This is a genomic window from Streptomyces camelliae (genome assembly GCF_027625935.1).
In the GTDB taxonomy this organism is placed as follows: domain Bacteria; phylum Actinomycetota; class Actinomycetes; order Streptomycetales; family Streptomycetaceae; genus Streptomyces; species Streptomyces camelliae.
The window spans coordinates 5,516,257-5,527,479 of the sequence record NZ_CP115300.1; the positions used below are offsets into that span (position 1 = coordinate 5,516,257).

At 71.2% G+C, this 11,223-nt stretch carries 9 protein-coding genes and 1 pseudogene; 3 read left to right on the plus strand and 7 right to left on the minus strand.

What is annotated here, in order from left to right; all coding sequences use genetic code 11:
- Window positions 1-118: 118 nt before the first annotated feature.
- The 3 genes from O1G22_RS25285 to O1G22_RS25295 form a co-directional block, all read right to left on the minus strand.
- Window positions 119-1,882: an LCP family protein gene (locus O1G22_RS25285; RefSeq protein WP_270083406.1), complete on the minus strand. Its 1,764-nt coding sequence runs from the start codon at window positions 1,880-1,882 to the stop codon at window positions 119-121.
- Between the two features lie 231 nt (window positions 1,883-2,113).
- Window positions 2,114-3,256, minus strand: a complete 1,143-nt coding sequence (locus tag O1G22_RS25290) for an LCP family protein (protein WP_270083407.1) — start codon at window positions 3,254-3,256, stop codon at window positions 2,114-2,116.
- A gap of 111 nt (window positions 3,257-3,367) precedes the next feature.
- Window positions 3,368-4,123 (minus strand): TIGR03089 family protein, encoded by a 756-nt coding sequence (locus O1G22_RS25295; RefSeq protein WP_270083408.1) that lies wholly within the window; start codon window positions 4,121-4,123, stop codon window positions 3,368-3,370.
- Between O1G22_RS25295 and O1G22_RS25300 the strand changes: the two are divergent.
- Window positions 4,086-4,488 (plus strand): annotated as a pseudogene (locus tag O1G22_RS25300) (N-acetylmuramoyl-L-alanine amidase); the annotation flags it as partial. The gene O1G22_RS25295 and the pseudogene O1G22_RS25300 sit on opposite strands and share 38 nt — an antisense overlap.
- Before the next feature lie 187 nt (window positions 4,489-4,675).
- Window positions 4,676-5,758: a mannose-1-phosphate guanylyltransferase gene (manB, locus tag O1G22_RS25305; RefSeq protein WP_270083409.1), complete on the plus strand. Its 1,083-nt coding sequence runs from the start codon at window positions 4,676-4,678 to the stop codon at window positions 5,756-5,758.
- A 464-nt stretch (window positions 5,759-6,222) separates the two neighbouring features.
- Here the strand turns inward: manB and O1G22_RS25310 are convergent, their stop codons facing one another.
- The 4 genes from O1G22_RS25310 to O1G22_RS25325 all read right to left on the minus strand — a co-directional run bounded on the left by O1G22_RS25310 (window position 6,223) and on the right by O1G22_RS25325 (window position 10,148).
- Complete coding sequence (locus O1G22_RS25310) at window positions 6,223-7,245, minus strand: DNA-3-methyladenine glycosylase family protein (RefSeq protein ID WP_270083410.1); 1,023 nt, start codon at window positions 7,243-7,245, stop codon at window positions 6,223-6,225.
- A gap of 92 nt (window positions 7,246-7,337) precedes the next feature.
- On the minus strand, window positions 7,338-8,663 hold the full coding sequence (locus O1G22_RS25315; RefSeq protein ID WP_270083411.1) for a coenzyme F420-0:L-glutamate ligase: 1,326 nt from the start codon (window positions 8,661-8,663) through the stop codon (window positions 7,338-7,340).
- On the minus strand, window positions 8,660-9,619 hold the full coding sequence (cofD, locus tag O1G22_RS25320) for a 2-phospho-L-lactate transferase (RefSeq protein ID WP_270083412.1): 960 nt from the start codon (window positions 9,617-9,619) through the stop codon (window positions 8,660-8,662). The genes O1G22_RS25315 and cofD overlap by 4 nt, the downstream gene beginning before the upstream one ends.
- Window positions 9,620-9,653: 34 nt before the next feature.
- A complete protein-coding gene (locus O1G22_RS25325; RefSeq protein ID WP_225099042.1) occupies window positions 9,654-10,148 on the minus strand; it encodes a cysteine dioxygenase in 495 nt (164 codons plus the stop codon).
- A 622-nt stretch (window positions 10,149-10,770) separates the two neighbouring features.
- On the opposite strand from O1G22_RS25325, the gene O1G22_RS25330 reads away from it, so the two are divergent.
- Window positions 10,771-11,034: a WhiB family transcriptional regulator gene (locus O1G22_RS25330; protein ID WP_003975777.1), complete on the plus strand. Its 264-nt coding sequence runs from the start codon at window positions 10,771-10,773 to the stop codon at window positions 11,032-11,034.
- The last annotated feature ends 189 nt before the right edge of the window (window positions 11,035-11,223 follow it).

Genomic DNA, 11,223 nt, shown 5'->3' on the forward strand with positions numbered 1-11,223 from the left:
CCCCGCGCGTCTCCCCGCACATCGCTCTGCGCCAAAGCTTCCTGCCCTCCCCACCCTCGCGCCATGAAACGGGCCCGTCCCGCGTCGGGTTAGACGCACGACGGGCCCGAAGGGTTACCTATGAGGCGCACTTGGCCTCGTTGGCCGTGGACGCCCCGTCGACCTTCGGTGCCTTCGCCGGAGCGGTGAGCGAGACGCCCGCGCCCTTGAAGTCCTTGCCCAGGGTCAGTGTCATCGCCGGCAGGCCCTGGGAGTTGATCACGCTCTTGCCGGGCTTGAGTGCCGAGCCGGGCAGCCCCATCAGCGCGGCCAGTTCCCGCGCCTGGGCGGCCTGGTCGGGGGCGTACTCCAGCGTGGTGTTCTTCAGTTCCGCCGGTGCGTTGCCCGCGTTCTCCGACTTCAGCACGCCCTTGGAGGTCTGCAGCCAGGACAGGGTCTGCTGCGCGCTGCCCCCTTCGGCACCGCCGTTGAGGATCCGCACCCGCACCTCGGACGGCGCGGACCTGGTGCCGTTGAGCAGCGCGGCCTGGGCGTCCTTCGCCTGCTTCTGCTTCTTCTTCACCTCGGTGAAGGAGACGTCGCTCTTGATGGCGTCGAAGACCTGAGGGGCGGCGGTCTGGTTGACGATGACCGTCTTGTGGACGACGCCGTCGGCCGGGTTGTCGACCACGGGCACGGTCACGAAGGAGATGTTCTTCGGCGGGACCTTCTTGATCTCCAGCGCCATGTCCTTGAGGGTGCTGATGCTGTCGATGCCGGTGTCGACGGTCAGCGCCTTGGTCGCCGCCTCCGCCAGGTCCAGCAGCTTCGAGGGGTTGGTGAGGGTGTCACTGGAGGACATCTCGCGCATCAGCGAGCCCAGGAACTGCTGCTGGACCTTGATGCGGTCCAGGTCGCCGTGGTTGCCGAAGCTGTGCCGGGTGCGCACGAAGGCCAGGGCCTGCTCGCCCGACACCCGTGACTTGCCCGCGGGCAGCTTCAGATGGGACTCCTTGTCGTTCACCGGGTGCGTGACGCACACCTCGACGCCGCCGACCGCGCTCGACAGGGTCTTCACCGCGTTGAAGTCGGCCATCATGAAGTGGTCCACGTGGATGCCGGTGACCTCCTCCACGGTGCGCATGGTGCAGCCCGGGTCGCGACCGTCCTGGCCGAGGCTGGTGTTGAAGCGCACGTTCTCCGTGCCGGGGATCACCTTGGTGCTGCCGTCGGGCTGCTTCGTCGGACAGTCCGGGACGTTGACGATGAGGTCGCGCGGGATGCTCATCGCGGTGGCGTTCGTCCGGTCCTTCGACACGTGCAGCAGGATGTCGGTGTCCGCGTGCCCGACGCTGCCCTTGTCGCCGTAGCCCTCGTTGCCCTTGCCGGTGCGCTTGTCGGTGCCGATGACCAGCAGGTTGAAGGCCTCGTCCTTGCTGAAGCCCTTGGAGCCCGCGTCACCGACGTCGGTCGAGCTGATGTTGCCCTCAAGGTGCTTGAGGTACAGATAGCCGGCGGTGCCGACGGCGACCAGCACGAACGCCGTGCCGCCTGCCGTCCACGCCAGTATTTTCTTCGCTTTCGACTTCTTCTTCGCCGGCCGCCGCGCCGCCCGCCGCCCCTGCGGGGCCTCCGGCTCGCCGCCGCGGCGCCGGGCCGAGCGCGGCGGCGGTACGTTCCCGGCGCGCACCGTGCTCATCTCCCGGGTCTCGCCGGGTTTGGAGTCATCCAGCCGGCGCGGCGCACCGGTGCCGCCCCGGGAGGCGGGTCTGCGGGGGCCCGGGACCGACGACTGCGGTGCGGAAGTGCTCAGTCGCAGTTCGTATTCGCCGGTGTTCGGATTGAGTACCCACTGGTCGGCGGGGTCGATGTTGTCCGCCCGCCCACGGCCTTGCGCGTCCACGGTTGTCCGAATCCTCCGTCGGGGCCACGCGGCGCCTTCCCCCTCAAAGGCGCTCGGGTCTCGGTGAATCGGTGCACGACCCCCACAGGGACCTCGCGGCGAGGTGCACCGGGTCGCTCACACTATCCGCCCAGTTCAGCGTCGAGCGACGCCGGTGACAAATTCCGCCCCCCTACAACTGGGCAATCCCCCTCATTTTCTGAACGGAAGTCCGGCGCGCCGAGGTGCGCCTCACGCGCAGTCGTGCTCGGCGGCGGTAGTGCCGCGGAAGGTCGGTGCGGGGGAAGGGGCACCCCCCGTCCCATTTGTCACCACCACGGGCTGATCGGCCCGCAGCCGCGCGAACAGCTTCTCGGCCTCCGGCTCCACGAGTTGGTCACGATTGGTGTCGTAGACGTACGACTCCCTCGGCACCGTCAGGAACTGCACCCGTTCGATGGGGATCGTGCGCAGCCCGCGCACCAACTGGTACAAGCCGCGCAAACTGGCCAGTTCCGGATCGGCGGTCAGCGAGGAGGTCGCCGCGTCCAGCACCGGGTACAGCTTCCCCGGGTTCAGCAGGACGTCACCGCTCTGCATCTTGTTGACGAGCGCGCCGAGGAACCGCTGCTGGCGCTCCATCCGCTCGGTGTCGCTGCCGTCGCCGAGCGACTTGCGGGCCCGCACATACCCGAGCGCCTGCTCCCCGTTCAGCATGACCTTCCCCGCGGGCAGCTTCAGCCGGGCGGCCTTGTCGTCGATGGGCTCCTTCAGACAGACCTGCACCCCGTCGACGGCGTCCACCATCTTCTTGAACCCGCGGAAGTCCACGACCACGTGATGGTCGACGCGGATGCCGGTCAGCTTCTCGACGGTTCGGATCGAGCACGCCGAACCGCCCACCGAGAAGGCGCTGTTGAACATCGCGAACACCGGCTCGCTCCGGCTCCCGTCCGCCCGCATACACGCGGGGATGTCCACCATCAGATCCCTGGGCAACGACACGGCGGTGGCGCTGCGCCGGTTCGCGGCCAGATGCAGCAGGATCGTCGTGTCCGACCGCTCGCTGCCCAGATCCCGCCCGTACTCCGCGTTCCCGTCGCCGGCCCGGGTGTCGGACCCGATCAGCAGGATGTTCTGCGCGCCCCGCACCAGCGCGGTGGGCCGCTCGGCCTCGTACCGGGCGAGTTCCCGGGCGGCCGGGTCGTCCGCGGTGATGTTGGCACTGAGCTTGGCGTACAGCGCCCAGCCGGTCCCGCCGGCCACCACGACGACCCCGGCCAGCCCGAGCGCCACTCCCTGCGCCCACCGCCGCCGACGCCGCCGCACCAGCCCGTCCCCGGTGGCCGAGGCCCCGAGACCGGGACCGGGGGCCCTGTCTACGGTGTCGGTCACGGGCGGGGCACCCCCTCATCGGCGTACGAGCGGAACGTGCTGCTCCTACGACGATGGCGGGAGGAGGGGCGGGGGGCGCCCTCAGCTACTCCAAGTGGGTTACGACGGCGATCACCGCCGTACCGACGTCACCCGCTCGCTCTCGATCCGCTGGGCGAGAGCCTCCTCGTCCAGCCGGTCCAGATTCCGGCACAGCACCACGGATCCGCCGGAGGCGAGCGGCGAGAACAGCCCCGCGCTGAGCCCCTCCCACGTGTCGTACGGCAGCCCCGACAGCATCCGCGACCCGGGCCCCGTCAGCTCCAGCCCCGCCGCGTCGGCGACAGCCTTCTGCGTGACCTCGGCCCCGCTGAACTCCGCCCCGGCGACGATGAGCGCGGGCTCCTCCGGGTCCACCGGAGCGAACGGCGCGAACCGGTCCCCCTGCGCCGGCACTTCCACGGCGTAGTCGACGAACCCGTCCGGCGTCTGCGGAAACCGCCCGCCCAGCGGCCGTAGCGCGAGAGCGACCCGCTCTCCCCGGCACGCCCGCGCCGCGTCCAGCGCGTCCGGCCCGCTGACCACGACGTCGGCCACGGAGGGCTCCCCGCCCACATCGGCGACGGCCCCCACCGACGAACACGCCAGCAGCCACACCGCCGTCTGCCAGTGCGCCGGCAGCAGCAGCGCGACCCGGTCGCCGGGCTCGACGGCGAGGTCGCCCTGAAGGAGGTTCGCCGTCTTGGCCACCCAGTTGGCGAAGGTGGCCACGGACAGTTCGACGCGTTCGCCCGTGGCGTCGTCGTAGAAGGTCACCAGCGGGCGGCCGGGGTCCGCGGCGAGCGCGGAAGCCAGCAGGTCGGCAGGGGTGCGATCGGTGGCGTTCACCCGGAAAAGGGTACGTGCTGCCCTCCGTTGTGCGCCTGAACCGGCCTCGGGCAACAAGTACAGCTGCTCCCGGGCCCCCTCCGTCATTCGCGGTATCCACCGCTACCGCGTCACGAGCATGGGCCGGCGGGGCATCGGCTACAACGTCGTCGTCGACACGTGCGGAACTCTCTACGAGGGCCGGGCGGGTGGTGTGGCGGAGCCGGTCCGCGGGGAAGGACATATCTCACGTCGGGCGGTGGCAACCTCTCCCCGAAGGCAAGAGCGTACGACTGAATGTGATCTCCGGCCATCGGGGCGGATTTGCCACCGAGTGCCCCGGCAAGTCCCTTTATACGCGGCTCGGTTCGGCCCGTTCCGCCGCGGAGGATAAAGTTCACCCCTGTCGGCCGGGCGCGCCGGTCTCACACCGTCCTTTTACCGATCTCGTGGAAAACCGCGCGGTCGTCAAGGGCGCCGTCGCTACGGTCTGCATACACTGACCGGCCGAAACCGAAACGAGTGGTACGAGTAGTTCGACCGGTCCCGGCAGGAAGAAAGCAGAGACGACAGGTGACAGAAGCGATCCTCCTGGTCGGTGGCAAAGGCACCCGGCTGCGTCCGCTGACGGTGCACACACCCAAGCCCATGGTTCCGGCCGCCGGCGTGCCGTTCCTCACGCACCAGCTGGCGCGGGCCAAGGCGGCGGGCGTGGACCACATCGTCCTCGCCACCAGCTATCTGGCCGAGGTCTTCGAGCCGTACTTCGGCGACGGCTCCTCCCTCGGCCTGAGCATCGAGTACGTGACGGAGGAGGAGCCCCTCGGCACCGGCGGCGCGATCCGCAACGTCGCCTCGCGGCTGCACTCCGGTCCGGACGAGCCGGTCCTGATCTTCAACGGCGACATCCTGACCGGCCTCGACATCAAGGCCCTGGTCGACACCCACCAGTCCACGGGCGCGGACGTGTCCCTGCACCTGACGAAGGTGGCGGACCCGCGCGCCTTCGGTCTGGTCCCGACCGACGAGACGGGTCGTGTCCTGGCCTTCCTGGAGAAGCCGCAGACGCCCGAGGAGATCGTCACCGACCAGATCAACGCGGGGGCGTACGTCTTCCGCCGCTCGGTCATCGACACGATCCCGCTGGGCCGCCCGGTCTCGGTGGAACGCGAGACGTTCCCGGACCTCCTCGCCGCCGGCGCCCACCTCCAGGGCATGGTCGACTCCACGTACTGGCTGGACCTGGGCACCCCCGGGGCCTTCGTCCGCGGCTCGGCGGACCTGGTCCTGGGCCGCGCCCCGTCCCCCGCCGTCCCCGGCCGCTGCGGCGACAGCCTCGTCCTCCCCACGGCCACGGTGGCCCCCGACGCCAAGCTGACGGGCGGCACGGTGGTGGGCGAGGGCGCGTTCGTGGCCGAGGGCGCCCGCGTCTCCGGCTCCACGATCCTCCCGGGCGCCGTCATCGAAGCGGGCGCGGTCGTCACCGACTCCCTGATCGGCAGCAAGGCCCGCGTCGGCGAACGCTCCGTCCTCACCGGCACGGTCGTCGGCGACGGCGCGGTCGTCGGCCCCGACAACGAGCTCCGCGAGGGCGTACGGGTGTGGTGCGACGCCCACATCCCGGCGAAGGCGCTCCGCTTCTCGTCCGACCAGTAGCTCAGGGGAACCTGGGGGCCGCCCTTGGGGGCCGCGCCCCCAGCCCCCCGATTTTCCGCGGGGTCCGCCGCGTGCGTTGTCGTCTGCGGCCGCGCGGGGGCTGCTCGCGCAGTTCCCCGCGCCCCTTCGGGGGCTTCGCCCCCCAAACCCCCCGATTCCGTCGGGTCCCGCGGGCGCGCTGTCGTCTGCGGCCCGGCGGTCCGTGCTCGCGCAGTTCCCCGCGCCCCCTTGGGGGCGCTTGCGTAGCTGCGGGCAGTCGTGCCGCTGGGGCGATGGGGGTGCCCCCGGTCGAGCGAAGCCGAGACTGGGGGAGGGTGGGCGCTGGGGGTACCCCCTGCTCGAAGAGCTTGGGGGAGGCGCCTTGCCAGCGCCAGCGCCAGTAAGCGACGCAAGCCCCGCCCAGCCGCAGCACAGGTTGCCCGGTGAGCACCGGCCGGCCGGGCGTGCCGCAGCACAGGGCACGCTCAGAGCAACCCGATGTCCACCCGAGGCATCTTCGGGGCACGCCGAGCTGGCACATGACCGCTCAGCAGGATCAACCGAGCCGCACGATGCCGCTGCCCGGCATACGGCTCAAGCAAGCGCAGCATCTCCGTGTCGTCGGCATGCCGGTCCCCGGCCAGCGCCCACCCCACGATCCCCGGCAGATGCAGATCCCCGACGGTCACCTCGTCCGCCGCCCCATGACTGCGCTGCACCACCTCCGCCGACGTCCACGGCCCCACCCCCGGCACGACCTCCAACCGCGCCCGCGCCTCGACCGCCGGCATCCCCACCGCCTGCTCCAGCCGCGCAGCGACCCGTACGGCCCGCAGAATCGTGGAAGCCCGCTTGTCGTCGACCCCCGCCCGGTGCCACTCCCAGGAGGGAATCAGTGCCCACGTCCGCGCCGCCGGCATGACCCACATCGGCCGCTCGAACGCCCCGGCGGGCCCCGGCGCCGGCTCCCCGAACCTCCGCACGAGCAACCGCCAGGCCCGGTACGCCTCGTCGGTCGTGACCTTCTGCTCCAGCACCGACGGGATCAACGACTCCAGCACCAGCCCGGTCCGCGTCAGCCGCAGCCCCGGCCGCCGGTGCCGCGCCAGCGCCACCACCCGGTGCCGGGGCACGAACGCCTCCGGATCGTCGGCCGTGCCCAGCAGCTCGGGCAACTGGTCCAGCAGCCACTCGGCCCCCGGCCCCCAGGCCTCACCGCGCACCTCACCGCCGTACGCGCGCACCCGCAGCGTCCCCGGCCCGGCGGGCGTACGGCAGGCCCGCCACACGGAGCCGTCCGGTGTGGCCCGGAACGTGGGGTCGGCCGGCCCGCGCCGCAGCGGTCCGAGCACCAGCCCGAGATCGAGCGGCCCGTCCGGCACCCACCGCCGTACCCGCGCGGGCGCCGCCGCCTGCCGGGGTATCCCGGCGGCTGCCCCCGTCGGCACGCCGACATGGCCCCCGCGCACGGTCGTGCGGGTGGGCCGCTGAGGGAAACGTCCTGCCACGAGTGAGGTCCAGGGAGAGAAGAGAGAGACAGGGAGCTGAGGGATGCGTCCCTACGAGACTAGGCGCTCGCGGCGGAACGCATACGGCGAACTCACCGCACCTCGATGAACGCCCCCGCGTCCCGCTCCGGCCGAGGACGCGGTTCCTCCGCCGGATGCCCGACGGCCACCGCACCCATCGGCTCCCACTCCGCCGGCAGGTCCAGCACCTCGCGCACCACGTCCCGGCAGAACATCGTGGACGACACCCACGCCGACCCCAGCCGCTCCCCGGCCAGCGCGACAAGGAGGTTCTGCACGCCCGCGCCCGTCGCGACGACGAACATCTCCCGCTCGGCGCCGTCCCGCCGCGCGTCCCCGTAGTGGTGCGAGCCGTCCATGATCAGGCACGGCACGACCAGATACGGCGCGCCCCGCAGCACGTCGCCACGGCGCACCCGCTTCGCGATGGACTCCTCGCTCTTGCCGTCCCGGCGCAGATCGGCGATCCAGGCGTCCCGCATCGCGTCCAGCAGCCGGGTGCGGGACTCCGCCGACTCCAGCAGCACGAACCGCCACGGCGTGGTGTGGTGCGGCGCCGGTGCGGTCACCGCCGCCGCCACCGCGCGCCGTACCGCCCCGGGGTCCACCGGCTGGTCGGTGAAGGCCCGGACCGTACGCCGCTGGGTCACCGCCTCGCGGACCGCCTCGGAGGTGCCGAGCCGGAACATGTCGCTGTGCGGGTCGCGCACCAGCGCCCGCGCGCCCTCCTCCTGCTCCCCGCCGACGACATGGGGCAGCCCGCGCACCACGGCCACCGGCAGGCCCGTCGCCTTGCCCTTGACCAGGTCTCCCGCCGCGGCCAGTTCGTCCGCCGTGGCCACGATCGTCGCGCTGAGCGGATTGCCGTACGCGTCCGTGCCCCCGCGCAGATCGTCCAGCACGCGCACGCCGGCGGCGCCGATCGCCACGTCCGTGAGCCCCGAGCGCCAGGGCCGCCCGAAGGTGTCGGTGACGAGCACGCCCACGTCGACACCGAGAGCGGCGCGCAGGCCGTCGCGGATCGCGCGCGCGGACGCGTCCGGGTCCTCGGGCAGCAACAGCACCGTGCCCGCCGGGGTGTTGGAGGCGTCGACCCCGGCGGCGGCCATGACCAGGCCCTGCCGGTTCTCCACGATGCGCAGCGTGCCGCGCCGGGCCACCACCCGGACCGTCTCGGCGTCGATGGCGGCCTCCCGGTCGGCGGCCTCCATGATCCGGCCCTCGGCCTTGGAGACGATCTTGGAGGTGACGATCACCACGTCCCCGTCGGCCAGGCCCGGCTCGGTGGCGGCGATCAGCTTGGCGAGGTCGTCGCCCGGCTGCACCTCGGGGATGCCGGACAGAGCCCGGACCGTGTACTGCGGGTGCGCCGTGGGTTCCGGGCGGTCCTCGCTCACGCTCCCCGCACCTCCTCGGCCAGCGCCAGCGCCTCGCGCGCCATCTGCGCGGCCGCGTCGACGTCGGTCATCATCAGCGGTACGGCCCGGCAGCGGATGCCGTCCGCCTCGACCCGCTCGACCGCGCCCGCGTCCACGGTGTCGACCAGCCAGCCGTCCAGCAGGCCGGAGCCGTAGTGCTCGGCGACCGCGGCGGCCGTGGACTCCACGCCGACCGCGGCGAGCACCTTGTCCGCCATCCCGCGCACGGGCGCGTCCCCGACGATGGGGGACAGGCCCACCACCGGCACGCCCGCCTCCGCGATCGCCTCCCGGATGCCGGGCACGGCGAGGATGGTGCCGATGGACACGACCGGGTTGGACGGCGGGAAGAGGATGACGTCCGCCGCCGCGATGGCCTCCAGCACGCCGGGTGCCGGCTTGGCCTGCTCGGCGCCGACGGGCACGATCGCCTCAGCCGGGACCTCGGCGCGCAGCCGTACCCAGTACTCCTGGAAATGAACCGCCTTGCGCTCGCCGTCCACGTCTACGGCCACGTGGGTCTCCACGCGGTCGTCGGTCATCGGGATCAGCTTCACGCCCGGCTGCCAGCGGTCGCACAGCGCCTCGGTGACCGCGCTGAGCGGATAGCCCGCGCCGAGCATCTGCGTCCGCACGATGTGCGTGGCGAAGTCCCGGTCGCCGAGGCCGAACCACTCGGGTCCGACGCCGTAGGCCGCCAGCTCCTCCTTGAGCCGGAAGGTCTCGTCGGCCCGTCCCCAGCCCTGCTCCTCGTTGATGCCGTCGCCCAGCGTGTACATCACCGTGTCGAGGTCCGGGCAGACCTTCAGCCCGAAGAGGTGGATGTCGTCGCCGGTGTTGCCGATCACCGTGATCTCCGCGTCCGGCACGGCCCGCTTCAGACCGCGCAGGAAACGGGCACCGCCGATGCCGCCTGCCAGAACCACAATGCGCATGAGGGCAAGTGTTGCAGGCGGGTACGACAATGCGTCAGGCAGTCACCGGACGAGCTTCGCAGTGCGGTGAGGTGTGCATCGGCATCTGGGTCAGGCCCGGGTGGTACACGTGCAGGCTGACGGCCGGCTCCAGTGCGTCGTTGACGACCTCGTGGACGTACCCCGGTGCGAACACCCTCTGTGCGCCCGCCGCCAACGCGCGCGTGCCGCGTTCCGTGCGCTCGGTCAGGGTGCCCTCCAGGACGGTGAGGACACCGGAGGAGCGGCCGTGGTCGTGCAGCCCGCTGCCCTGACCCGGCACCCAGCTCAGCAGCCACACCTCGTAGCCGGGGCCCGTGCGCAGCCGGTGGTACCAGCGGGTCGTGGCGTCGTAGCGGACGAGATGGGCCCACTGGGAGCGGTCGGCGGCGATCGCGCGCGCGAGGCCCACGAACTCGGCCACCGTGACCGGGTGCTCGCGCGGCGGCTGGAGCAGGTGCGGGACTTCGAGGATGTCGCCGGCGATCTGGAGGTCGTTGTCGCTGTTCATGGGGTGCGGTGGTTCCTCAGTGAAAGAAGGCCAGAGGGAACGGAGAACGCGAACCGCGTCACGAGGGACACGGCTCACAGCTGGAGCGAGGTGTGGCTCAACAGCTGCAACAGCGACAACAGCTACAGCGGGACCGGGCAGCACCGAGGGACCCGGCGGTGCGGGTCGAGGTGAATGCCAAGTTCGCGAGCATGCCCACTAGGACAGCGGTTCACACCTGGGCTGTCAACTCGGAGCCCGGTATGTGGGACACGTTTCACCCCATCCGGTTCTTCTGTCAGGTGAAAGGTTTGCTCACCGAGATCATCGGACACATGCGGCACAACCGGGCATTCAAGCCTCGTGCAACTCGATCGAACGCGGAGCCGTCTTTCTCCGTACAGAGATCTGACGGAGGTCTGTACGGGCTCGGCCGACCCCGGGCCCTCGCCTGCGTGTCAAGGTTTATGGCGATTTGAACACTTTCCGCTCGGCCTTGGTTCCGCAGAGTGAATAACGGGCCCAATAGCAGATCTCGGCTTGACTCGCCCGGAGCAGCACACTTGTAATTTCACTCGTGTCGTTCAGCCGAAATCGGTAACGGCTGACGCACGGGGACGCGAAAGACAGACGAGGGGCGCACATGACCGAGCTGGTGCAGCAACTGCTGGTCGACGACGCGGACGAGGAACTCGGCTGGCAGGAGCGCGCGCTGTGCGCCCAGACCGACCCCGAGTCCTTCTTCCCCGAGAAGGGCGGCTCCACCAGAGAGGCGAAGAAGGTCTGCCTCGCCTGCGAGGTGCGCTCCGAGTGCCTTGAGTACGCCCTCGCCAACGACGAGCGCTTCGGCATCTGGGGCGGCCTGTCCGAGCGGGAGCGCCGCCGCCTGAAGAAGGCAGCCGTCTGAAAGGCTGCCGTCAGAAGAAGGGCGCCGTCCGACCGCACATCCACACCGAATCGTCACGAACGGCCCGTCGCCGGTGGGTTATCCACAGGCGGCGGGCCGTCGTCGCCCACCCGTCTCCCGACCACCGCCCCTCATCGAGGCGCTGCGCGCCGCCCCCATTGGACTGCCGATAGTGTGGTCGCTCGTCCG

Excerpts from the sequence above, each read along its gene's own strand:
- O1G22_RS25325 (WP_225099042.1), bottom strand. The coding sequence starts at position 10,148 with ATGAACAGCGACAACGACCTCCAGATCGCCGGCGACATCCTCGAAGTC.
- O1G22_RS25330 (WP_003975777.1), top strand. The coding sequence starts at position 10,771 with ATGACCGAGCTGGTGCAGCAACTGCTGGTCGACGACGCGGACGAGGAA.
- cofD (WP_270083412.1), bottom strand. The coding sequence starts at position 9,619 with ATGCGCATTGTGGTTCTGGCAGGCGGCATCGGCGGTGCCCGTTTCCTG.